At 69.3% G+C, this 21405-nt stretch carries 25 protein-coding genes; 10 read left to right on the top strand and 15 right to left on the bottom strand.

Going from position 1 to position 21405, the window contains the following annotated elements; genetic code table 11:
- The first annotated feature begins 99 nt into the window (after positions 1-99).
- From ACIBJH_RS10900 to ACIBJH_RS10885, 4 genes are read left to right on the top strand one after another with little or no spacing between them, the layout of a single operon-like run.
- Positions 100-1056, top strand: a complete 957-nt coding sequence (locus ACIBJH_RS10900) for a metal ABC transporter substrate-binding protein (RefSeq protein ID WP_399116523.1) — start codon at positions 100-102, stop codon at positions 1054-1056.
- Positions 1057-1073: 17 nt separating this feature from the next.
- Complete coding sequence (locus ACIBJH_RS10895; protein ID WP_093626482.1) at positions 1074-1826, top strand: metal ABC transporter ATP-binding protein; 753 nt, start codon at positions 1074-1076, stop codon at positions 1824-1826.
- Positions 1826-2728 (top strand): metal ABC transporter permease, encoded by a 903-nt coding sequence (locus tag ACIBJH_RS10890; protein ID WP_399116522.1) that lies wholly within the window; start codon positions 1826-1828, stop codon positions 2726-2728. The genes ACIBJH_RS10895 and ACIBJH_RS10890 overlap by 1 nt, the downstream gene beginning before the upstream one ends.
- A 59-nt stretch (positions 2729-2787) precedes the next feature.
- A complete protein-coding gene (locus ACIBJH_RS10885; RefSeq protein WP_399116521.1) occupies positions 2788-3207 on the top strand; it encodes a Fur family transcriptional regulator in 420 nt (139 codons plus the stop codon).
- A 14-nt stretch (positions 3208-3221) separates the two neighbouring features.
- Here the strand turns inward: ACIBJH_RS10885 and ACIBJH_RS10880 are convergent, their stop codons facing one another.
- The 4 genes from ACIBJH_RS10880 to ACIBJH_RS10865 are packed head-to-tail and all read right to left on the bottom strand — an operon-like array spanning position 3222 to position 5706.
- On the bottom strand, positions 3222-3734 hold the full coding sequence (locus ACIBJH_RS10880) for a YcxB family protein (protein ID WP_399116520.1): 513 nt from the start codon (positions 3732-3734) through the stop codon (positions 3222-3224).
- A gap of 45 nt (positions 3735-3779) precedes the next feature.
- Entirely contained in the window at positions 3780-4631 is an 852-nt protein-coding gene (locus ACIBJH_RS10875; protein ID WP_200710769.1) for an isoprenyl transferase, read from the bottom strand.
- 52 nt (positions 4632-4683) lie between these two features.
- Positions 4684-5433 (bottom strand): DNA repair protein RecO, encoded by a 750-nt coding sequence (gene recO, locus ACIBJH_RS10870; protein WP_399116519.1) that lies wholly within the window; start codon positions 5431-5433, stop codon positions 4684-4686.
- Between the two features lie 57 nt (positions 5434-5490).
- Positions 5491-5706: a hypothetical protein gene (locus ACIBJH_RS10865; protein ID WP_093626497.1), complete on the bottom strand. Its 216-nt coding sequence runs from the start codon at positions 5704-5706 to the stop codon at positions 5491-5493.
- 183 nt (positions 5707-5889) lie between these two features.
- Between ACIBJH_RS10865 and ACIBJH_RS10860 the strand changes: the two genes are divergently transcribed.
- Positions 5890-6723, top strand: a complete 834-nt coding sequence (locus ACIBJH_RS10860; protein ID WP_399116518.1) for a Scr1 family TA system antitoxin-like transcriptional regulator — start codon at positions 5890-5892, stop codon at positions 6721-6723.
- Complete coding sequence (locus tag ACIBJH_RS10855; RefSeq protein ID WP_399116517.1) at positions 6705-6980, top strand: DUF397 domain-containing protein; 276 nt, start codon at positions 6705-6707, stop codon at positions 6978-6980. Before ACIBJH_RS10860 ends, ACIBJH_RS10855 begins: the two co-directional genes overlap by 19 nt.
- A 9-nt stretch (positions 6981-6989) precedes the next feature.
- Here the strand turns inward: ACIBJH_RS10855 and ACIBJH_RS10850 are convergent, their stop codons facing one another.
- From ACIBJH_RS10850 to ACIBJH_RS10840, 3 genes are all read right to left on the bottom strand, one after another.
- Entirely contained in the window at positions 6990-7370 is a 381-nt protein-coding gene (locus tag ACIBJH_RS10850) for a VOC family protein (protein ID WP_399116516.1), read from the bottom strand.
- A gap of 82 nt (positions 7371-7452) precedes the next feature.
- Positions 7453-8127 (bottom strand): response regulator, encoded by a 675-nt coding sequence (locus tag ACIBJH_RS10845; RefSeq protein ID WP_399116515.1) that lies wholly within the window; start codon positions 8125-8127, stop codon positions 7453-7455.
- A complete protein-coding gene (locus tag ACIBJH_RS10840; protein WP_399116514.1) occupies positions 8124-9329 on the bottom strand; it encodes a sensor histidine kinase in 1206 nt (401 codons plus the stop codon). The genes ACIBJH_RS10845 and ACIBJH_RS10840 overlap by 4 nt, the downstream gene beginning before the upstream one ends.
- Positions 9330-9462: 133 nt before the next feature.
- Here ACIBJH_RS10840 and ACIBJH_RS10835 point away from each other — a divergent pair, with 133 nt between their 5' ends.
- Both ACIBJH_RS10835 and ACIBJH_RS10830 read left to right on the top strand, forming a co-directional pair.
- Entirely contained in the window at positions 9463-10377 is a 915-nt protein-coding gene (locus tag ACIBJH_RS10835; RefSeq protein WP_399116513.1) for an ABC transporter ATP-binding protein, read from the top strand.
- The gene (locus tag ACIBJH_RS10830) at positions 10374-11210 is read left to right on the top strand and encodes an ABC transporter permease (RefSeq protein ID WP_399116512.1); all 837 of its coding nucleotides are present in this window, start codon (positions 10374-10376) and stop codon (positions 11208-11210) included. The genes ACIBJH_RS10835 and ACIBJH_RS10830 overlap by 4 nt, the downstream gene beginning before the upstream one ends.
- Here the strand turns inward: ACIBJH_RS10830 and ACIBJH_RS10825 are convergent.
- The 6 genes from ACIBJH_RS10825 to ACIBJH_RS10800 form a co-directional block, all read right to left on the bottom strand.
- Positions 11176-12237 (bottom strand): hypothetical protein, encoded by a 1062-nt coding sequence (locus ACIBJH_RS10825; protein WP_399116511.1) that lies wholly within the window; start codon positions 12235-12237, stop codon positions 11176-11178. The two genes, ACIBJH_RS10830 and ACIBJH_RS10825, sit on opposite strands and share 35 nt — an antisense overlap.
- Before the next feature lie 41 nt (positions 12238-12278).
- A complete protein-coding gene (locus tag ACIBJH_RS10820) occupies positions 12279-13247 on the bottom strand; it encodes an SCO2521 family protein (RefSeq protein WP_399116510.1) in 969 nt (322 codons plus the stop codon).
- A gap of 1 nt (position 13248) precedes the next feature.
- Positions 13249-14238, bottom strand: coding sequence for an SCO2522 family protein (locus ACIBJH_RS10815; protein ID WP_399116509.1), 990 nt, complete (start codon positions 14236-14238; stop codon positions 13249-13251).
- On the bottom strand, positions 14235-15152 hold the full coding sequence (locus ACIBJH_RS10810; RefSeq protein ID WP_399116508.1) for an SCO2523 family variant P-loop protein: 918 nt from the start codon (positions 15150-15152) through the stop codon (positions 14235-14237). Before ACIBJH_RS10810 ends, ACIBJH_RS10815 begins: the two co-directional genes overlap by 4 nt.
- 3 nt (positions 15153-15155) lie before the next feature.
- Positions 15156-16994: an SCO2524 family protein gene (locus tag ACIBJH_RS10805; protein ID WP_399116507.1), complete on the bottom strand. Its 1839-nt coding sequence runs from the start codon at positions 16992-16994 to the stop codon at positions 15156-15158.
- A 72-nt stretch (positions 16995-17066) separates the two neighbouring features.
- Positions 17067-17828: an SCO2525 family SAM-dependent methyltransferase gene (locus ACIBJH_RS10800; RefSeq protein WP_399116506.1), complete on the bottom strand. Its 762-nt coding sequence runs from the start codon at positions 17826-17828 to the stop codon at positions 17067-17069.
- A gap of 284 nt (positions 17829-18112) precedes the next feature.
- On the opposite strand from ACIBJH_RS10800, the gene ACIBJH_RS10795 reads away from it, so the two are divergent.
- Entirely contained in the window at positions 18113-18640 is a 528-nt protein-coding gene (locus ACIBJH_RS10795) for a GNAT family N-acetyltransferase (protein WP_399116505.1), read from the top strand.
- 24 nt (positions 18641-18664) lie between these two features.
- Here ACIBJH_RS10795 and ACIBJH_RS10790 read toward each other — a convergent pair whose 3' ends face one another.
- Positions 18665-19639, bottom strand: coding sequence for a serine hydrolase domain-containing protein (locus tag ACIBJH_RS10790; RefSeq protein ID WP_399116504.1), 975 nt, complete (start codon positions 19637-19639; stop codon positions 18665-18667).
- A gap of 57 nt (positions 19640-19696) precedes the next feature.
- On the opposite strand from ACIBJH_RS10790, the gene bla reads away from it, so the two are divergent.
- A complete protein-coding gene (gene bla / locus ACIBJH_RS10785; RefSeq protein ID WP_399116922.1) occupies positions 19697-20611 on the top strand; it encodes a class A beta-lactamase in 915 nt (304 codons plus the stop codon).
- Here bla and ACIBJH_RS10780 read toward each other — a convergent pair.
- A complete protein-coding gene (locus ACIBJH_RS10780) occupies positions 20608-21369 on the bottom strand; it encodes an AraC family transcriptional regulator (RefSeq protein WP_399116503.1) in 762 nt (253 codons plus the stop codon). The two genes, bla and ACIBJH_RS10780, sit on opposite strands and share 4 nt — an antisense overlap.
- Positions 21370-21405 lie beyond the last annotated feature (36 nt).

Genomic DNA, 21405 nt, shown 5'->3' with positions numbered 1-21405 from the left:
AATGACTTAGGTTACCGGCGCCTCCTACCTCTGTATCAAATCGGTTCCACAGCCGCAGCTTGTTGACAACGGTTTCCATCTCAGTTGAAAATGACTGTCATGAACGTACGACGACGCCACATATCCGGGATCGCGATAGCCGCGGCCACCGCCCTCGGCCTCGGGACCCTCTCGGCCTGCTCCGACAGCGCGGCGGCGGCCCAGACCGACAAGTTCGACGTCGTCGCGTCGTTCTATCCGCTCCAGTACCTCGCCGAGCAGATCGGCGGGAATCACGTCCACGTCACCAGCCTCACCAAGCCCGGCCAGGAACCGCACGACCTGGAGATCAGCGCGCAGCAGATCGTCGCGCTCCAGGAGTCCGACGCGGTGCTCTACCTCAAGAACCTCCAGCCCGCCGTCGACAAGGCGGTCGACCAGTCCGAGATCAAGACGAAGATCGACGCCGCCTCCCTGACCACGCTGGAGAAGCACGGCAACGAGGTCGGCGGCCACGCGGCCTCCCACGACACCTCGGAGAACGAGGAACTGGCCGGCCTCGACCCGCACATCTGGCTCGACCCGGTTCGCTACGCCCAGGTCGCCGCGGGCGTCGGCAAGACCTTCGAGAAGGCCGACCCGAAGAACGCGGCCGACTACAAGGTCAACACCGCGGCCCTGGTCGAGAAACTGGACGCGCTCAACACCGAGTTCAGGACCGGCCTCGCCAATACCAAGACCAAGGTGTTCATCACCACCCACGCCGCCTTCGGCTACCTCGCCGAGCGCTACGGCCTCACCGAGGAGGCCATCAACGGCCTCGACCCCGAGTCGGAGCCCAGTGCCGAGCGCGTGAAGGACCTTGAGAAGATGGCGAAGGCCGACGGCGTCACCACCGTGTTCTACGAGACGCTCGTCAGCGACAAGACCGCGAAGACCGTCGCCGCCGACGCGCACCTGAAGACCGACGTCCTCGACCCCATCGAGGGCATCACGAAGAAGTCCCGCGGCACGGACTACTTCGCGGTCCAGCGGGCCAACCTCAAGGCGCTGCAGACCGCGCTGGGAACCAAGTGACCGTTACGGAGGACGTCATGGGCGAGCCCGTCATATCGCTGCGCGGAGTCCGCGCCGAGCTGGGCTCGCGCCCCGTCCTGCGCGGCATCGACCTCACCGTGCACCGCGGTGAGGTCGTCGCGCTGCTCGGCGCCAACGGCTCCGGCAAGTCGACCGCGATCCGCACGATCATCGGCCAAGTCCCGCTGAGCGAGGGCGAGATCGAGCTGTTCGGCACGGACCGGGCGCGCTTCCGGGACTGGCGGCGCGTGGGCTACGTACCGCAGCGCACCACGGCCGCGGGCGGAGTGCCCGCCACGGTCACCGAGATCGTCACCTCCGGCCGCCTCTCCCGCACCCGCTTCGGCCTGCTCCGCAAGGCCGACCACGCGGCCGTACGGCACGCCCTGGAGCTGGTCGGCATGGCGGACCGCGCCAAGGACTCGGTGAACGCGCTCTCCGGCGGCCAGCACCAGCGGGTGCTGATCGCCCGCGCGCTCGCCGCCGAACCCGAACTGCTGATCATGGACGAGCCGATGGCGGGCGTCGACCTGGCCAGCCAGCAGGTGCTCGCGGACACCCTGTCCCGCCAAGTCGCCGAGGGCACAACGGTGTTGCTCGTGCTCCACGAACTCGGCCCGCTGGAGCCCCTGATCGACCGCGCGGTCGTACTCCGCGACGGCTGCGTACAGCACGACGGCCCGCCCCCGCGCGCCCTCGGCCAGCACGCCCTGCCCGGCCACGACCACGTACACCCGCACGAGCCGCTTCACACAGGACTGCTGAGCTGATGGACCTCCTGAACTACGCCTTCATGCAGCGGGCCCTGCTCGCCGCCGTCCTGGTCGGCATCACCGCCCCCGCCGTCGGCATCTACCTCGTCATGCGCCGCCAGGCCCTCATGGGCGACGGCATCGGCCACGTCGCCATGACGGGCGTGGGCCTCGGCTTCCTCCTGAACACCTCCCCGGTCTGGATGGCGACCGGGGTCTCCGTCCTCGGCGCGATCCTCATGGAACTGATCCGCTGGTACGGCAAGACCCGCGGCGACATCGCCCTCGCGATGCTCTTCTACGGCGGTATGGCCGGCGGCGTGATGTTCATCAACCTCGCGCCCACGGGCTCCAACGCGAACCTCACGTCGTACCTCTTCGGGTCCCTGTCGACGGTCTCGCAGTCCGACGTGACCGCGATCTGTCTGCTCGCGGCCTTCGTGGTGATCGTGACGCTGGGGCTGCGCAGGCAGCTGTTCGCGGTCAGCCAGGACGAGGAGTTCGCGCGGGTCACCGGGCTGCCGGTACGCGCGCTGAACCTGCTGACGGCGATCACGGCGGCGATCACGGTGACCGTCGCGATGCGGGTCGTCGGACTGCTGCTGGTGTCGGCGCTGATGGTGGTCCCGGTGGCCGCCGCCCAGCAGCTGAGCCGGAGCTTCGCCGCGACCTTCGTGATCGCGGTGGCGATCGGCGTGAGCGTGACCATCGGCGGCACGGTCACCTCGTACTACCAGAACGTCCCGCCCGGCGCGACGATCGTGCTCCTGACCATCGGCGCGTTCATCGCGCTCACCGCCCTCGCGACCCCGCTCGCCCGCCGCCGGGCGCGGGCGGCAGCCGCCGCGCGACCCGCCGGAGACCCGGTGGAGTGCGTGATTCCAGCCACCCGGGGGACCGCCGACGAGGTCGGCGTCTGACCAAGCACAGCCCGGGCTGGCACAATGGCCCGGCAAAGTGCAGACGTGAGGAGGCAACGGTGACGACGGCCGGCCCGCCCGTGAAGGGACGATCCACCCGCCAGCGTGCCGCCGTGTCGGCGGCGCTCAACGAGGTGGACGAGTTCCGCAGCGCCCAGGAACTGCACGACATGCTCAAGCACAAGGGCGACTCGGTCGGCCTGACCACGGTCTACCGCACCCTCCAGTCCCTCGCCGACGCCGGCGAGGTGGACGTCCTGCGCACCGACGAGGGCGAGTCCGTCTACCGCCGCTGCTCCAGCGGCGATCACCACCACCACCTCGTCTGCCGCGTCTGCGGCAAGGCGGTCGAGGTCGAGGGCCCGGCCGTCGAGAAGTGGGCGGAGGCGATCGCGGCGGAACACGGCTATGTGAACGTAGCCCACACGGTGGAGATCTTCGGCACGTGCGCGGAGTGCGCGGCGGCGGCAGCCGGTTAGGTCCTGGGCCAGCCTCAGACCCGGCTGATGTGGGCGTCGAGGATCTCCCGCAGCCGGTCCGCGTCGGCGGGGTCCCGCAGGCCGCGCTTGGGCAGCATCGTGAAGTTGGCGGCGTTCTTCTCGGGGCTGAACATGTAGAAGCCGTCCGCCGTCTCCCGGTAGCGGGGCTGGACGGTCCACTGGAGCGAGGTGGACGAGTCGTCGCCGGCCACGATGACCCCGACGTCCGTCACGGTGACCCGGATCACGCCCCGCTGCTGGGCGAGGCGCTGGAACTGGCGGGCTTGAATCCGGGGCATGAACACCACCAGCAACACCACGGCGCACGCGCCGGCGATCATGGGGACCGGTACCGACTCACCCTTGTTCAGTGAGGTCACGGTCGCCATGGCGATGCAGAAGACCCCGATCACCAGCAGCCAGCGCTGTCTTCGCGTCGACGGGAGGACGCTTCTGCGCGCTCTGAGCGCCGCCGCGAAGTCCTCGACGACCGGCCGGAACTCCAGCTCGACCACTCGCCCTGTCACGTCATCCCGCCCCAGGTCCATGAGGCGGGATGTTAGCCGTAACGCCTAGCCCTCCTCGGGCCGACCCCGCATCGCCGCTTCCATCGCGAGCAGCTTCTCGTTCGGTACCGCGCCGCCGAACCGCCGGTCCCGCTGGGCGAATTCGACGCAGGCGCGCCACAGGTCACGGCGGTCGAAGTCCGGCCACAGCACGTCCTGGAAGACCAGCTCGGCGTAAGCGCTCTGCCAGAGAAGGAAGTTGGAGGTGCGCTGCTCGCCGCTGGGGCGCAGGAACAGGTCCACGTCCGGCATGTCCGGGTAGTACAGGTACTTCGCGAGGGTCTTCTCGTTGACCTTCGACGGGTCGAGCTTGCCGGCCTTCACGTCCTCCGCCAACGCCCGTGCGGCGTCGCCGATTTCGGCCTGGCCGCCGTAGTTCATGCAGAAGTACAGCGTGAGCGCGTCGTTGTTCTTGGTCTGCTCCTGGGCGATCTGGAGCTCTTTCGCCACCGACCGCCACAGCTTGGGCATCCGGCCCACCCACCGCACCCGGATGCCGAGTTCGTCGAGGGTGTCGCGGGTCTTGCGGATGAAGTCGCGGTTGAAGTTCATCAGGAAGCGCACCTCGTCGGGCGAGCGCTTCCAGTTCTCGGTGGAGAAGGCGTACAGCGAGATCGCGCCGACGCCCATCTCGACGCCGCCCTGCAGCACGTCCAACACCCGCTCGGCGCCGACCTTGTGGCCCTCCGTGCGCGGCAGCCCGCGCTGCTTCGCCCACCGCCCGTTCCCGTCCATGACGATCGCCACGTGCTTCGGGATCAGCTCACCCGGCAGCTTCGGCGCGGTGGCCCCCGACGGGTGCGGCTCCGGCGCCCTGTACTCACGCCGCTGGCGTCCCAGGATCCCGCGTACAACCATGACGTTCCCGTCTCCCTCTACGACCTCTACGACTTACGACGACTTGGACGACCTACGACTTTTCCACGTACCGCAGCGAGCGCAGCCCGCGTTCCAGATGCCAGTGCAGATAGGCGGAGACCAGCCCGCTCCCCTCCCGCACATGCCGCGACTCGCACGCGTCCGCCGTCTCCCAGTCTCCCGTGAGCAGCGCACCGAGCAGTTCGAGGGCCTGCGGTGAGGGTACGACGCTCCCGGCCGGCCGGCAGTCCGCGCAGACGACTCCGCCGGACGCCACGGAGAAGAACCGGTTGGGTCCCGCCATCCCGCACTTCGCACAGTCCCCGAAGCTCGGGGCGTACCCGTTGACGGCGAGCGACCGCAGCAGGAACGCGTCGAGAATCAGATGCGGCGCGTGCTCCCCGCCGGCCAGCGTCCGCAGCCCGCCCACCAGCAGCAGATACTGCTGTACGGCGGGTTCGCCCTCGTGGTCGGCGAACCGCTCCGCCGTCTCCAGCATCGCCGTACCGGCGGTGTACCGGGCGTAGTCGCTCACGATCCCGCCACCGTACGGAGCGATGGTCTCACTCTGGGTGCACAACGGGAGTCCGCGGCCGATCAGTTCGCTCCCCCGCGCGAAGAACTGGACGTCCACATGCGAGAAGGGTTCCAGCCTGGCGCCGAACTTCGACTTGGTCCGCCGCACCCCGCGCGCCACCGCGCGTACCCGCCCGTGACTCCGCGTGAGCAGCGTGATGATCCGGTCCGCCTCACCCAGCTTCTGGGTGCGCAGCACGATGCCGTCGTCGCGGAACAGACTCATGGCGCCCATTGTCCCCTACGGCCCGGTGGCCCTACGACGTTCCCGGGCACCGCCGCCTCAAGGCACCTCGCCCCGGCTGCGGGCGTTCGCGTACGCGGTCGCCGCGCTCAGCCGCTCGGCCGGGGTCGCGTCGCGCACGGCGGCCGGTTCGACGTCCCACTCCCGTCCGCCGCCGTACGGCCGCAGCTGGACGTAGGGCCCCTCGTGTCCCATGACGATGCCCACTCTCCCGGTCCGGGTGTCCACGGCGACCGATCCGACAGTCGGCTTCATCGCACTCCTCGCACCCGAATCAGCAATTCCATCAAGGTGTCCTTCGCCTCCGAGCAGTGTGCCCACACCTGGCTCCCCTCCCTTTTCGAGTTTCACGCTTCCTAACTCGACGGTGCCTTTGCACCCCTACACTCGGCAGGAGTCTGTCGAGCACAAGTGCGGTGCAGGACAAGGGGGTTGGCCATGGCCAACGGTTCACGACTGGCGGCCTGGCAGTTCTTCGGGACCGAGCTGAGACGGCGCCGTGAGGATATGGGGCTCTCGCAGGCGCAGTTGGGAGCACTCGTCTTTGTCTCCGGCGCGTATATCGGCCAATTCGAACAGGCCAATCGGAAACCGCAGATGGAGCTGGCCATCCGGTTTGACGAGATCCTGAAAACCGACGGTATTTTCGAGCGCCTCTGCCTGGGCCTGATCAACGACAGGCGGTACGCCGATTACTTCGCGAAGGCGGCGGAGTTGGAGGCGCTGGCGACGAAGATCTGTGACTTCGCGCCCACGCTGGTTCCGGGTCTGTTGCAGACCACCGAGTACGCCCGAGCGGTCACGGTTGCGATGAATCCGCTGGCGACCGAGGAGTACATCGAGGACAAGGTCTCCGGCCGGATGGACCGGGCACGGATCCTGAAGGACGCGACACGGCCCGTGTACTGGGCGATCCTGCACGAGAACTCGCTGCGGGTTCCGGTCGGTGGGCCCGCAGTCATGGCCAGGCAGCTGGATCACATCGCCAACCTCATGCGCGAGCGAACGGTGTTGGTGCAGGTACTGCCGTGCGCGGCTGGAGCCTTCGCCGTCATGAACGGAATGCTGACGCTCATGGAGTTCGGCGACGCCCCGCCAACTGCCTATACAGAGGCCGTGTATTCGGGGAACCTGCTGGACGATCCAGCTGTGGTGAAGCGCTCGTACGCGGCATACGATCTGCTCAGGGCCGCCGCGCTGTCGCCGGAGGCGTCCCTGGCCCTGATCGAATCGGCGGCGGAGGACCACAGACGATGCGCGAGTACGACCTGAGCAAGGCCAGTTGGCGCAAGAGCACCTACAGCGACGGCAACGGCGGTAGCTGCGTCGAGATCGCCTACGACTTCCTCGGCGCCGCCCGCTGGCGCAAGAGCACCTACAGCGACGGCAATGGTGGGGAGTGCGTCGAGGTCGCCGACGGAGTCCCCGGCGTCATCCCCATCCGTGACAGCAAAGTGTCTGTTGGTGGCCCGGTGATCGTGGTCGGAGCCGGTGCCTGGACGGAGTTCATCGGCTCCCTGGTCGCCTAGGTCCCTGCGTCAGAGGGGGTTGATGCGGGCCTTGAGCAGGCAGAACTCATTGCCTTCGGGGTCTTGCAGGACATGCCACTGCTCCTTCCCCGTCTGCCCGATGTCGGCCGGGCGCGCGCCCAGCTTCAGCAGGCGTTCGAGCTCGGCCGCCTGATCGCGGTCGGTGGGATTGATGTCGATGTGCAGCCGGGACTTCCCCGGCTCCGGCTCGTCGCGGCGGCTGAAGAAGAGTGTCGGGTGCGGGCCGCCGAACCCTTCGGGCGTCCCGATCTCCGCCCACTGGCCTTCCTCGCGTTCGAGCACGACGAAGCCCAGGACCTCGCACCAGAACCGCGCCAGCAGCTCGGGGTCACGACAACCGAGCACCAGCTCACCGATACGACTCGCCACAACGGCCTCCCAGCAGTGAGAACAACCTCGCGACCGTACCCGAGGGGACGAGCACGGGCGAAGCGTTTTCAGGGCACGGCCGCTATCCCACGGAGACCAGCCCCGCCTCATAGGCGAGGATCACCAACTGGACCCGGTCCCTCGCGTCCAGCTTGGTGAAGAGGCGGGTCAGGTAGGTCTTCGCCGTGGCCACGCTGATGCACAGCTCGGCCGCGATCTCCGTGTTGGACAGCCCGGAGCCGACCAGCGTCAGCACCTCGCGTTCCCGCTCGGTGATGCCCGTCAACTCCCGCTGCACTCGGGCCGGTTCGGGGCGGGACGACGCGAAGTCGTGGATCAGGCGCCGGGTCACGCTCGGGGCGATCAGGGCGTCCCCGGCGGCCACGATCCGTACCGCGCCGATGATGTCGTCCAGCGCCATGTCCTTGACCAGGAACCCGGACGCGCCCGCGCGCAACGCGCCGTAGACGTAATCGTCGTCGTCGAAGGTCGTGAGGACGACGACCCGGGCCGACGCCGAACGCGGTGACGGATCCTCCGTGATCCTGCGGGTGGCCTCGATGCCGTCCATCCCGGGCATGCGGATGTCCATCACCACGACGTCCGGGGCGAGTTCGGCCGTCAGCCGAACCGCCTCCACTCCGGTCCTCGCCTCCCCGACGACTTCCAGGTCGTCGATGTCGGCCATCACCATCCGCAGTGCGGTACGGATGAGTTGCTGGTCGTCGGCGAGGAGCACACGGACGGGCCCGCTCATCGAGCCACCGCCGCCGTCGGTACCGGCAGCCGTGCCGCGACCCGGAAACCGCCCTCGGGGCGTGGTGCGGCCGTGAACTCCCCGTGCAGCAGCGCCACTCGCTCTCTCATACCCGCCAGCCCGAAGCCGGGGTCGGTCACCGTGCCGTGACCGCGCCCGTCGTCGGTGACCTCCAGGGCGAGTTCGTCGTCGCGGTAGTCGAGGGTGACCCGGCACGCGCGGGTGCCCGCGTGCCGTACGACGTTGGTGACGGACTCCTGGATGATGCGGAACGCCGACAGGTCGATGTCGGGCGGGAGTTGACGCGGTTCGCCGCACCGGCGCACGTCGACCCGTACGCCGGCCGCGGTGGTCGTGGCGGCGAGCCGGTCGACGTCACCGAGTCCTGCGGGCAGGGCAGGTGTCTCGTCGGCCGCCCGCAGCGCGACCAGCATGCGGCGCAGCCCGGCGAGGGTCTCGCGCCCCTCGGTCTCCACGGCCCGCATCGCCTCCCGCGCGGCCTCCGGCTGGGTGGTGGTGACCCGGGCCGCCGCGCCCGCCTGGAGGGCGATGATGCCGATGCTGTGGGCCACGGTGTCGTGCATCTCCCGTGCGATGCGCAGGCGTTCGGCGGTGACGGCCTGGGTCGCGGCCTGTGTGGTGAGCCGCTCGGCGTAAGCGCGGTTCTGCCGGACGGAGTTGCCGATCAGCCAGGCGACGACAGCCGAGAGGGCGAGCGCCGACCAACTCTGCCAGTCGCCCCGGCCGGTGGTGTCGCCGAGGGCGACGAGGGGGCGGCCGATGCCGGTCCGGGTGAGTTCGTAGAAGGGCAGGACGGCGATGGCCAGGGCGAGGGCGGTGAGGCTTCGGCGACGGTCGGAGCTCGCGGCGATCCAGCCCAGGGCGATGTCGATCGCCACGTAGTGGATCAGGCCCACGGTCAGCCCGTTCAGCCCCAGCGTCACACCGTACGTCCCCGCCAGCAGCAGCCCGAACCCCGACAGCGGGCGAGGACGCAGCACCACACAACCGAACAGGGCGAGGACACTGCCCGACGCGATCAGCACCCAGCCGTCGGGCGCGGGCGGGAAGGGGTCGGTCGGCATGTACGGGAGGTGGAAGAAGGCGCGGATCGCGAGCAGCGTGCCGTAGGTCCAGGGCACGCCCGTCCAGGCGCCCGGCGGCACGCGCTTGAGCAGGGGCAGCGGCGGGGTGGCGGGCATGCACCGATCGTAGGAGCGCGGGGCGGGTGCGGTCATCGGCCCGGAGACGTACGACCGGGGTCGACATCGACACGGTACGAATGTCAGCGCCCGGCCGATGCCGGGGACCGGCCGCCCGCGAAACCGTGGTCCCGTGATTGAAGTCGACGAACTCACGAAGCGGTACGGCCCCACCACCGCCGTACGCGAACTGTCCTTCACGGTCCGGCCCGGACACGTCACCGGATTCCTCGGCCCGAACGGCGCCGGCAAGACGACAACTCTGCGGATGCTGCTGGGACTTGTGGCGCCGACCGCCGGGAGTGCCTCGATCAGCGGTCACACCTTCCGCCGTCATGCGCGCGGGCTGCGCCACGTCGGTGCGCTGCTGGACGCGAACGACGTGCACGGCGGGCGGTCCGCGCGGGCGCACCTGCGGACGCTGGCCCGCAGCAACCGCATCCCGGCGAGCCGGGTGGAGGAGGTGCTCGCCGAGGTCGGGCTCACCGGGGCGGCGGCCCGGCGCCGGGTCGGCGGTTACTCCCTCGGCATGAAACAACGGCTCGGCATCGCGACCGCCCTGCTCGGCGACCCGCCCGTCCTCCTCTTCGACGAACCTCTCAACGGCCTTGATCCGGAAGGGGTGTTGTGGGTGCGGAGCCTGTTCCGGAGGCTGGCGGCACAGGGCCGTACCGTCTTCGTCTCCAGCCATCTGATGTCCGAGATGGAGAACACGGCCGACCAACTCGTCGTCATCGGCAGGGGTGAACTGATCGCCGCCGAGAGCCTTGAGGACTTCGCCGCACGCGGTACCGCGCCGACGGTGACCGTACGGACACCGGACGCGGGCGCGCTGGCCGCGGTACTGGCCTCGGAAGGCGCGGTGGTGGCCCCGCACGACGAGGAGACACTGCGGGTCACCGGGGTGGCCGCCGCCCGTATCGGCGAACTCGCGCATGAACACGGCTTCCTGTTGCGGGAGTTGACGACCGGGCACGCCTCCCTGGAGGCGGCCTTCATGGAACTGACCGCCGACAGCGTCGAACACCTGGCCGGAGACTCCCGATGACGACCGTTGCCCAGACCGTGCCCGCCCCGCGCTTCACCGATCTTCTGGCCGCCGAGTGGCTCAAACTCCGTTCCCTGCGCTCCACTTACTGGGCGTTCGGTGTCAGCACCCTCGTCGTGATCGCCGTGAACGCGAACGCGGCGCGCGCCGACTACGTCAACTATCCGCACTACAACCACGTGATGCGCGACCAGTTCGCCGACACCGCGCTGTTCGACGCCTTCACCAACGGCGCCGCGATGATCCTGGTCCTGACGGCGGCGAGCATCGGCGCGGTCACGGTCGTCGGCGAGTACGCGACGGGGCTTGTCCGCACGACCTTCGCGGCCGTGCCGGACCGCCGGGCGCTCATGTCGGCGAAGGCGGCCGTGGTGACCGCGGTCATGACGGTGTACGGCGCGGTCGTCGCATCCGCCTCCTTCACGGCGAGCCAGGCGACCCTGTCCGGGCGCGACGTGGGCCTGTCGATCAGCTACCCCGGCGCCCTACGGGTGGTCGTCGCGTCGGCACTGCTCGCCCCGGTGTCCGCGCTGGTCGGCATGGCGATGGGCGCGCTGATCCGGCACAGCGCCACGACGATGGTCCTCGCGACCGGCCTCCTGCTCCTCCTGCCCATCTTCGTCACCGAGCGGTACCACTGGACCGCCTGCGTCCGCAACGCCCTGCCTTTCAACGCCTGGGCCCGACTCGTCCAGGTCGACTACGGCCGTATGCCCCTCACCTTGGCCGAGCGGTACCCGACGACCGTCGCGGGCGCGTGGGCCGTGTTCGCGGTGTGGGCCGCCGTCGCGGCGGTGGTCACGGTTGTCGCTGTTGACCGGCGGGATGTGTGACCGCCCTTCCCTCGTCCGGTTCCGGTTCCGGCTGCGGTTCCGTCGCCTCCCACAGGACGTCGAAGCGGTTGACGCGTTCCTCCACGTGTTCGCGGGTCATCTTCAGGGTCGTCTTGGCCGGCATGATGTGGATGTCGGGCTCGGTCTCGTAGGAGAGTTCGCCGTCGAAGATGATGAAGTCGTTCAGCGAGTTCATCTGGGCGGTGGGTTCCAGCAGGGTGCGGACCGCGATCCGCGCGTCGATCCCGAACTTGCGGTGCCGCTCGCAGAGTTGGCGGAGGCTGCCGGTGACCTCCGACTCCTCGTCGACGAGGAACACGCGCCGGATCTGCACCCGGCGTGACTTGATGGCCGTCTCCTGGGCGGCGAGATAGCGCCGCGCGGGCTCGCTCGACCAGAAGTCGCGGTCCACGGACGTGCTGGTGGCGTAGAGCGTCCGCTTGACGCACCTGGTGAGATCGATCAGCCACTCGTGGTTCTCGCCGGGGCAGTCCGCCGTACGGTTGCCGAGGTTCTCCATCAGCAGCGCGAGCCGGCCCAACTCCTCCTCGGCGAAGGCCTTCACGATGTCCGCGCCCTGCTCGCCGACCTTCGTGTAGCCCAGCACCAGCCGGGTCACCTCGTCGGAGCGCAGCACGGAGCCGTCGACCTTGCTGTACAGCTCCGTCGCGGCGTTGATCTTCGCGAAGCTCTCGTCGACCGTCGCCCGCATCTCCACATGATGGGCGGACAGGCTGTCCCGCATGTCCCGGATGCGGCGCTTCTGGCTCTCCTGGACGGCCTCCAGCCGCTCACCGAAGTCCACCAGCAGTTGCACGATGAGCGTGGCGCTGCCGAGGACGATGGACATCGTCCACTGCCACAGGGCGCCGTTGTCCTCGTTCAGGACGTTGGTCACGAAGAAGGCGGCGCCTCCCGCTAATATCGCGAACAGTGTCTTGAGGAACAGTTTCGATCTGCGCTGGTCCTGGCCCTGTTGCGGTACGGACCGTAGCCCGCCTGCTCCTGTTGTCGTCGCTCCGTTCATGTCGAGCCTCCCCCGTCGGAAATGCGGTACGTGCCGCCCCGTCAGCTTGTGCTCAGTGCCTGGTGCAGCAACGGAATGGCCTGTATGGCCAGTTGGTCGCGAATACGCTGGCGAAGGTTCTCCCACTGGCGGCTGAAGCCCGGTTCCCGCTCCAGTACGTCCCACAGGTGACCCAGCGTGCGGTCCACGTGCGCGCGCGGCATCCACAGATGCAGCAGATGATCGACGGCCGGGCGCAGGGCCAGGACCGCCGCGGGCCCGTCCGCCGCTCCGAGCCTGCTGTGCTCCAGCATGTGGACGACGGTCGTCAAAAGCCAGTCGTGCAGCGCGAGGTCTTCGCACAGCCCGGCGACGGCGACGGCCGGTACGTTCTCCGGCACGCGCAGATCGACGGTCCGCAGTCCGTCCTCGGCGAGTGTGAAGCGGTCCAGCGTCGGGCCGTCGTTCTCGGGTGCCTGCCGCGCGGCCCAACGCAGGTGTGTGCGGCGGGACTTGAAGGGTGCCTTGTGGTCGAGGAGCGGATGGCGCACGAGCTGCGCCAGCAGTTCCTCGGCGATCGTCCCGAGGTCCAGTTCGCCGCGTCCGGCACCACGGAGCACACCGTCCGCGGTGGCCTGTACGGGCAGTTTCCCGAACGGCTCGACCACCCCGGGCCGCACCAGGTAGTGCCCCCAGGGACGGCGTACGTCGGGGCCCTCGGCGGGGGCGCCGAAGTAGGCGGTGGCCTGGAGGACGCGGCCTTCGGTGAGCGCCGCGCGGGCGGTGACCGTGCCGACGGCCCGGACCTTGGCGCCGTTCGCGGTGGGCAGCCGGCAGTCCACTCCGGTCAGGACCTCGGGCGAGAGGACGTACTGGTTGGGCCGCTCGGAGACCCGGACGTGTTCGTCGGCGCGCAGCCGCAGCAGTTGGGCGGCGGCCCGGCCGTCGAGGGACTGGAAGGACGGCAGCAGACAGGTGCGCACCTCACCGCAGGCGAGGACCGGACGCGCCGGCCCGCCGAGTGCCGTCATGTCATGTCCCTTCGGGTAAAGGGGAGTCGGAGTGGGTGGGCTCCTCGTAGAAGACGTAGGTCGCGCGCTGGGCCACCGCCTCCGGCACCGCGATGCCCTCGCTCCTGGACCGCTCGGCGACCTGTTCGAGTGCGCCGGAGTCGACGTCCACCTGATCGAGGATGAGCCGTACGGCGTCCTCCACGGCGAGGAACCGGTTCGGCATCAGCGTGCAGGTGCGGTAGGCGCTGAACGCGACCCGGGTGTCGCTGAGTTTGAGCAGCGGCGGCAGCCGGTCCCAGTCGCGGGGGAAGTCCCCGCCGGTCCAGGGCCGCGGGGTCAGCACGGGCTCGCCCAGGTGCCGTAGCAGACCCAGGCGGGCCAACTGCCATACGGCGGCCAGGAACGGGCAGGACCACAGGCGGCCCCGGTCCGTCTTGGACCACAGCTCGACGTCCATGAAGACCGAGTGGTTGCGGGCCGCGGTCTCCTGCGGCGGCTGCCAGGCGGTGATCTCGGCGAGGGCGCTGCGGGTGGGGGCGGTGCGCCGGCCGTTGGCGAGCCAGCCGGTCTGGCCGACGGGGGGCCGGGAGCCGTGGCTGCCCGGCGGCGGCGACTCCACCAGGCGGTGCATGACGGACTCGGCCGGCTCGATCCGGTCGGCGACCGCGCACCCCGACTCGCGGGCGAGATAGTCGATGACGAGCCCGGCCTTCGCGGCCTCTTCGAGGACCAGCGGGATGAGTTCGGCGGGGGTGGAGAAGCGGGTGAAGTAGTCGTCGATCAGGAAACAGGTGCTGACGCGGGGCCGTTTGCCGCCGATCCGGCGGGCCGCGGAGGCGCGGGCGGCGTCCACCCAGATCCGTACCTCGGCGAAGTGCTCGCGCAGCCGCTCGGGGCCCGCCTCGAAGTCCTCCATGTAGAGGTGGCCCAGCTCCAGTGAGAGATGGGCCAGGGGCACGGACTGGGTACGCGGGTCCGCGGTGGTCTCCCGGAACACGGCCTCGGTCACACCTGCTCCCAGTACTTGTCGTCGGTGAGCCGCCCGGCCAGGTCGCTCAGCGCCTGCCAGGTCTCCATGGTGGCGATCTGGCTGTCCAGCACGTCCTCGTCGGTGATCAGCTGCTCGCGCCACTGCAGGACCGGTTCCAGCGGAATGGAGCCGAGGACCTGGCTGTAGCCGATGCCGTGGTGCGAGGCCAGCTGCTTCAGTTCGAGGTCGCACTGCTCCATCCACGCCGACTGGGTGGGGGTGGCCTGCGACCACAGCGCCGACTCGGGATCGGGTACGGCGGCCCGGACGAAGCGGATGGCGCCGCGCAGCGTGTCCTCGTCGTGCCCGCGGGCGACCCCGCCGGCGACGATGCCGCGCTTGCCGAAGACCAGGTTCGCCGCGGCCTCCACATGCTGGCGGGTCCAGCGGTGGAAGACCAGCCAGCGGGCCTCGACACCGCTCAACTCCCGCTGTGCGGTGGCCGCCAGGGCCATGTCGACGGCGTAGCTGCGGCCGGCGCTGAGGTCGACGACGATCAGGTCGAACTCGCCGTTGAGGCGCAGCAGAAGGTCCACGCAGCGGCGCAGATTGTCCCCGGTGGTGGCGAACTCGCCGCCGCTGAGGTCACCGGGCATCAGGATCAGCCGGCCGGCTCCGGGCGGCTGATTGCGCAGCACCCGGTGTTCGGTGTCGGCCCAGACGTCGACCCTGACCGGTTCGCTGACCTCGCCTATCAGATACGAGTGCAGCCCGCGGTCCTCGGCGGCCTGGCGGGCGTCGGGCACGTCGAAGACCGCCGAGGCGGTGGGCGAGCCGAAGTCGAAGTCCAGGTAGCAGACGTCGTCGCCGGTCAGCGCCCGCTGGTAGGCGAGGTTGGCGCTGGTCACGGAGCGGCCGGTGCCGCCCTTGTCGGAGGCCGCGAAGATCAGCACGGTTCACACTCCCTGGACCGCGGCGGCGCGGGCCCGGGCGAGTGCGTCGAGCTGGCCGAGCACTTCGAGCGTCAACGCGTAGGCGGTGCCGGGCTGTTCGTCGATCAGGTCGCGGGCGCGGCGTAACTTGACCTCGATTCCCCTGAGTTGCATACCGCGCTTTCCGTCGGAGTTCGGCGCGGGAGCCATCTGCTCGTTGCCGAGGAGGTGGGTGGACTCGGAGAGCAACGCCTTAGCCAGTTCGGTGAGTTCGAGGCTGCGGATCGGGGGCTGCGCGTACATGCTGTGGACCTGGACCATCACCTCGGTGACCCGCTCGGTGATGCTCCAGGACACCGGCCCCTCGGTGAGGGAGGTCCCCGGGTAGGCGGCGTGCACGTTGTCCCAGAGTCCGGAGCCCTCGCCCTCGCCCATGCGGCGCCGCCACACATGGCCGAAGATGTCCTCGGCCAGCCTCAGCAGCCGGTCGTGCGCGGAGAGGTTGCGGGAGAGCGTGCACAACTGGACGGTCCGCTTGAGGAGTTGGGCCGAGAAGTCGCTCATCGTCCAGTTCATCGGCGGGCCGATGGTGCCGCCGCCCTGCAGCGGCAGGGTGACGCCCGGGCTGTGCAGCTGGATCATGGGGTCGTCGCGCGTCATCCGGCTGGTGATACGGCCGCGTTCGGCGAGGCGCTCCATGACGGTGACCGTGCGGGTCAGGTCGTCGTCGGTGGCCCGGCGGCGCATCAGGTCGTGCACGAGGATGGCCGCGACGGAGAGGGAGAAGTACTCGGACTCCAGCCGCTGTCCCGTCGTACGCCAGGGGATGTCCTCCAGCGGCCAGCGCTCGCGGTCGAAGCGGGCGATGCGCGACCAGTACTGCTGGGTGATCTCCCAGCGCAGCCGCAGCGCCTCGGCGAGCTTCTGCTGCTCGGCGTTGAGGAGGCCGAGCGTCAGGGTGCGGTCGGAGAACAGGTCCTGGATGCCGTCGAGGGCGACCACGGTGAAGTACAGGTACGGCACCGGGTTGGCCACGCCGACGGGCTGTGCCCCGATGTCCCCGTCGGTCTCCACCTCGGGCGCGTCCCGCACCAGGCTCCAGGCCCAGCCGCACTCGAAGAGCTGGCTCTCGTCCTTGAGTGCCTCCTGCACCTCGACGCCGAGGATGAAGCTCTCGATGATGGCGGCCCGCAGCGGCCTGAACCGCTTCTGGAAGTTCTCCAGCACCTGACGCTGCGACAGCCGTCCCTGGCCGAGGAGTTCGCAGAGTGTCTGGCCCTGGGAGGACTCGGTGTCGTAGATGTTGACCGTGAACGAGCGCAGCAGGCTCACCATGGCGGCGGTGAGCCGGTTGCTGGTCGCGGCCTTCAGTTCCCTGATCGTCTCCTGCATGTCGGCGCGGCGGGTCTTGGACTCGTAGACCTTGAGGAAGCCGAGCAGTGCCAGGCAGAGCGTGATGGACATGGAGAACGAGTCCGTGACGCCGAGTTGGCGCTGTTCCTCGGTGAGGTCCTTCTCCGTGTCCCGGGACTGGAAGTAGTAACCGCCCGCGAACGTGGGCCGCTTGTCGTCCGTGTGGGTGTGCATGAACTCGGCGGCGGCCGTCACGAGGTTGGCCGGGATGTCCTGCCGTCCGCCCGCCTTCTTCAGCGACTGCTGGACGTCGCTCTGGGTGGTGTCGGGGTCGTCCAGCCGGAACGACGGCAGCTCGGTCGCCGGGTACAGCAGACAGAGCAGGCGCTCGGCGTCGGCGACGCTGCTCTCTCCGCCCCACTTGCCCCACGCCCACGCGCCGTCCTCGAAGGAGTGGCGGGCGACCGCCTGCCAGATGTCCAGCAGATGCTGGCGCGGCTTGATCTGCATTCCATGCCCCTCACACAGACCGCACTGCCATCAGTCGAGGAATATCCCTCTTCTGTTGTGGAGACTCACCGATCAACCGACCGGAACATCCGCGTCCGAATTCCCGCGCCAGCCATAGGAGAGGATCATTCCGGAATATCCGTCACGTACCCGGTCCTTGGCTTCGAGCCGGTGCACCTCAAAGTCATCCGCGAATGGTTCGAGACTCGCACGCACCTCCGATTCTCCCACGTCGCACGCCGGAAAGAACTTCTTTCCCGTGTAATAACCCTTTGAATGTTCCATGAAAGCTGCGGCGAAGGGTGCCTCTGGGGCCAGTGCGCGCATGAAGCAGGCGACACCCAGGGTGAACTCCTCGTAGGAGGTGGTCATCGACTCGGCGACGAAGAACATCGTCCCGGCGGACCGCGGGGGGCCGAACCGCTCAAGATCGAAGATGTTGCCCTGCTCGACCTTGACGACCTTGCGGAATTGCAGACGCGGGTCGATGGGGAAGTCGCCGTACGCCTCGTGCTCGCTCAGGACGTCCCAGAACTGGTCCCAGTTCGGGTGGTAGTTGTCGAGCTGGCTCCGGAGGTACTTCACGTTCGCGGGTGAGCGCTCGACGAGCGTGACCTCGTCGCACCACGGCATCAGGGTGAGCGCGGGGTAGAGGTTGGCACCCGCGCCCACGTCGATACCGGAAACCGGGCCGACGTCCTGCTTCCGGAAATGACCGCCGAAATGATCCCGGATGATGTGCAGGATCTCCGCGTCCTCCGGCTGCAAGTAGCGGTAGTTGTGCTCGACATAGGCCGTCGAGTCGAATGCTTCCCACGAGACGTCCGCATTCATCACCTGCGTGTCCCCCGAAGATCTCGCGCTCATTTACTCACGGTACCAACACCCAAGACGCGTTGCGGCGATATCGCGCCATCACAGACCGGCCACCGGGGGCGCACAGGGGGCGCATCGTCGCGAATGTATTCTTGCGACCAGAATCGGCCTTGAACTGCCGGATTACCCCGCCCAAGATGTTCGGAAACCAGTCGAAGATGCCGGAAATATAGAGAGATCAAACCCGCACCACTCGTACGAGTGGTGCGGCACCCACGCGATCCGCTCCCCCAGGAGGCAGCATGACGGCTTTTCCGGCGGAACGTTCCTCTTCCCTGGGCCGCCGCGCTGACCAGGCGTTCCTGGCCGACCGCGGCGACCGGCACCTGACCCTGAGAGGCATCACCGAGGCCGATCTCCCCGAACTCCTCCGCGTCGACAGGGAGGCCTTCCCCGACGAGCCGTACCCCGTCTTCGTGCTCCGCCAGCTCTACGACATCCACGGCGACCGCGTCCTCGTCCTCGATGACGGTGAGCAACTTCTTGGCTACATTCTGTTCGTCAACACCTCGGACGGCCATGTGAGTTGGATCATGAGCCTGGCCGTCACACCCCACCAGCAGGGCCACGGGCTGGGCAGGCGCCTGATGGTCGAGGCCCTGCGCCGACTGCGCGCGGAACACGTCCACCAGGTGCGGCTGACGGTGGAACCGACCAACGCGGCGGCGATCATGCTGTACCGCTCACTCGGGTTCTCCTCCGAAGAGGGCGTACAGCGGGACTACTTCGGGCCGGACGAGCACCGCCTCCTCATGACCCTCGCCCTGTGACCGCGGCGCCGCGCCGGCGAGGTCTCAGGCGGCGAAGTCGTCGACCGCCTCGGCGATGTCGTCCCCGGTCAGCGGCTGCTGCATGTCGCTGAGCAGCCGCGCCAAGGCGGGCAGGGCGGTCCCCTGGCCGGCGAGGGCCACGCTCACGTGGTCCCGGTCCGGGACCAGGACCATGGCGGCCCGGTAGCCGGGCAGCCGTCCGTTGAGATACATCTGGCCCGACCGCCCCAGGGCCCAGCCGAGCCCGTAGGTCATGGGGTCGTCGGACCGGGTGCGCGGACGACCGATCTCCTCCAGGAGAGCCCGGTCGGCAAGCAGGCCCTCGCCGACGGCCAAAAGGTCCGACACCGACGACCACAGGCCCCCGCTGGGCCGACGGGTGCGCGGATAGCCGGACAGCGGGAGTTCGGTCGTGCCGTTCCATCCGGTGACGGACGCCGCCGAGGTGTCGAAACCGGTCCGGGCGAGGCCCCAGGGGTCGAGGAGGTTTCCCCGCAACGCGCTCTCGAACGTCGTGCCGTTCAGGGCCGCGAGGACCGAGCCGGCCAGGAAGTAGTTGCCGTTGTAGTAGGACCACCGCTCGCCGGGCTCCCGCTCGTTCCCGGCACGGACCACGAGCCGGGCGGCTTCCAGGAGCGCGCCGTCCCCCTCGCCCAAGGCCTCCGCGGTTGCCGCGTCCACCGATTCGCGCAGGCCGGAGACCTGCCCCAGGATCTGCTCGACGGTGAGGCTCCCGTCGGCCCGCCAGTCAGGACCTAGGCCGGGAAGCAGTTCGAGGACGGATGTGCCCAACGGAACGCCCTTGTCCCGCAACGTGCGGACCAGCGCCGCGGACGTGAAGACCTTCGTCAGCGACGCGATACGGAAACACGACTCCGCCGTCACCGCGACCGGCCCTCGGGCGGCCGTCGTGCGTGCGCCCGCCAGCGATGAACCTGCCACCACCGCCGGCACATCACGAAGACTCGTCTGCGCCGCCATCAGCTCCTGAAGATTCACAGTGGGCATGGTAGTGACGGAGAGATCATCGACACAGACCGAACAAAGGAGAGCGCGATCCCAGGCTCCGAACAGTCCCCTACGACCCCTACGACGACCCGCCGCAGCCTCCTCGCCGCCGGTGCCGTCACCACCGCGACCCTCCTCGCCGGCGCCACCCCCGCGCAGGCATCCACCGACACCGGCGTCTCCGCGCGTCTGGCCGCCCTCGAAGAGCAACACAGCGCCCGCGTCGGGGTGTTCGCGCACCACCTCGGTACGCGGAAGACCGTCGTGCACCGTGCCGACGAACTCTTCCCGATGTGCTCGGTGTTCAAGACCCTCGCCGCCGCGGCCGTCCTGCGCGACCTGGACCGGCACGGCGAGGTCCTCTCCAAGGTCGTGCACTACACGGAGGCCGATCTCGTCGACGGTTCGGACCGGACGCGGGCGCATCTGGCCGACGGCATGACGGTCGAGCAGCTCGCCGACGTGGCGATCCGCTACAGCGACAACGGCGCCGGCAATCTGCTCCTGCGCGAACTCGGCGGCCCCACCGCGATCACCCGCTTCGCCCGCTCCCTCGGCGACCCGGTCAGCCGCCTCGACCGCTGGGAGACCGAACTCAACTCGGCCGAACCGGACCGGATCACCGACACCACCAGCCCGCGCGCGATCGCCGGACTGTACGGCAGGCTGGTCCTCGGCGACGCCCTGCGCCGTCCCGACCGCGACCGGCTCACCACCTGGCTGCTCAACAACACGACGAGCGCCGCCCGTTTCCGCGCCGGTCTCCCCGCGACCTGGACGATCGCCGACAAGACGGGCAGCGGCGACCACGGCACCGCCAACGACGTCGGCATCGCCTGGACACAGGCCGGCGACCCGGTCGTGCTCGCGGTCCTGACCACGAAGCCGACGCTGCCCGACGCGCCGTACGACAACCAACTGGTGGCCGAGACCGCCGAGTTGGTGGCGGCGGCTGTCGGCTAGCGCGGGAAGTACTGCCTCGGTGTCACCCCCACCACCCGGTGGAACGCGGCGGTGAAGGAACTCGCCGACGCGTACCCCACCCGCCGCGCCACGGCCTCCACCGGCAGCCCCTCGACCAGGTGGGGCAACGCGGCCTGCATCCGCAGCCGTTCGCGCCACTGGCCGAAGCCGAGGCCGGTCTCGGCGACGAAGAGCCGCGCCAACGTCCGTGCGCTGGCGCCGACTTGACCGCCGTACGCGGCGAGGGCCCGTCCGTCCGCCGGGCGGGCCCGCAGCGCCTCGGCCACCGCGCGTGCCCGTGGATCGCGCGGTTCGGGCACGGCCACACTGGTCACCGGCACCGGACGCAGCTCGTCGAGCAGCACCAGCTCGGCACGTGAACGGGCCTCCGGGGTCAGGTCGGTCCGGTCCAGGTGCACGACGAGCGCGTGGAGAAGAGGGGTGACCTCGACGACCGTGGGGTCCCGCCAGCCGATGTGCGGGCAGCTCCCCGGGGCGACGAACACGCCGCGCATGACGGCGTCCCCCTCGGAGGCTGTGGCGTGCGGGACGTGCGCGGGGATCCACAGGGCCAGCGACGGCGGCAGCAGCCATGTCCCGTGCTCGCTGCGGATGCGCAGCAATCCCCGCTCGGAACAGAGGAGTTGATGGTCGGGATGCCAGTGCTCGGCGAAGGCGGTGCCGCGCGGCATGACGAACTGGCCGACGAGAATGGCCGTGCCGAACCGGCGCCCCCGCTCCTGTCCGTTCCGCGACATGACACGGCAGCCTAGCCCGTGGCGGACAACCACCCG

It is taken from the genome of Streptomyces sp. NPDC050548 (assembly GCF_044457385.1).
GTDB lineage: Bacteria > Actinomycetota > Actinomycetes > Streptomycetales > Streptomycetaceae > Streptomyces.
Note: the sequence above shows the minus strand (reverse complement) of the source record. Positions and strands in the feature narration are given on the sequence as shown.

Coding starts and splice junctions, on each gene's coding strand:
- ACIBJH_RS10825 (WP_399116511.1), bottom strand. CDS start 12,237: ATGAACGGAGCGACGACAACAGGAGCAGGCGGGCTACGGTCCGTACCG.
- ACIBJH_RS10900 (WP_399116523.1), top strand. CDS start 100: ATGAACGTACGACGACGCCACATATCCGGGATCGCGATAGCCGCGGCC.
- ACIBJH_RS10875 (WP_200710769.1), bottom strand. CDS start 4,631: ATGGTTGTACGCGGGATCCTGGGACGCCAGCGGCGTGAGTACAGGGCG.
- ACIBJH_RS10895 (WP_093626482.1), top strand. CDS start 1,074: ATGGGCGAGCCCGTCATATCGCTGCGCGGAGTCCGCGCCGAGCTGGGC.
- ACIBJH_RS10800 (WP_399116506.1), bottom strand. CDS start 17,828: ATGAATGCGGACGTCTCGTGGGAAGCATTCGACTCGACGGCCTATGTC.
- ACIBJH_RS10890 (WP_399116522.1), top strand. CDS start 1,826: ATGGACCTCCTGAACTACGCCTTCATGCAGCGGGCCCTGCTCGCCGCC.
- ACIBJH_RS10805 (WP_399116507.1), bottom strand. CDS start 16,994: ATGCAGATCAAGCCGCGCCAGCATCTGCTGGACATCTGGCAGGCGGTC.
- ACIBJH_RS10860 (WP_399116518.1), top strand. CDS start 5,890: ATGGCCAACGGTTCACGACTGGCGGCCTGGCAGTTCTTCGGGACCGAG.
- recO (WP_399116519.1), bottom strand. CDS start 5,433: ATGAGTCTGTTCCGCGACGACGGCATCGTGCTGCGCACCCAGAAGCTG.
- ACIBJH_RS10780 (WP_399116503.1), bottom strand. CDS start 21,369: ATGTCGCGGAACGGACAGGAGCGGGGGCGCCGGTTCGGCACGGCCATT.
- ACIBJH_RS10830 (WP_399116512.1), top strand. CDS start 10,374: ATGACGACCGTTGCCCAGACCGTGCCCGCCCCGCGCTTCACCGATCTT.
- ACIBJH_RS10795 (WP_399116505.1), top strand. CDS start 18,113: ATGACGGCTTTTCCGGCGGAACGTTCCTCTTCCCTGGGCCGCCGCGCT.
- ACIBJH_RS10820 (WP_399116510.1), bottom strand. CDS start 13,247: ATGACGGCACTCGGCGGGCCGGCGCGTCCGGTCCTCGCCTGCGGTGAG.
- ACIBJH_RS10840 (WP_399116514.1), bottom strand. CDS start 9,329: ATGCCCGCCACCCCGCCGCTGCCCCTGCTCAAGCGCGTGCCGCCGGGC.
- ACIBJH_RS10865 (WP_093626497.1), bottom strand. CDS start 5,706: ATGAAGCCGACTGTCGGATCGGTCGCCGTGGACACCCGGACCGGGAGA.
- ACIBJH_RS10845 (WP_399116515.1), bottom strand. CDS start 8,127: ATGAGCGGGCCCGTCCGTGTGCTCCTCGCCGACGACCAGCAACTCATC.
- ACIBJH_RS10855 (WP_399116517.1), top strand. CDS start 6,705: ATGCGCGAGTACGACCTGAGCAAGGCCAGTTGGCGCAAGAGCACCTAC.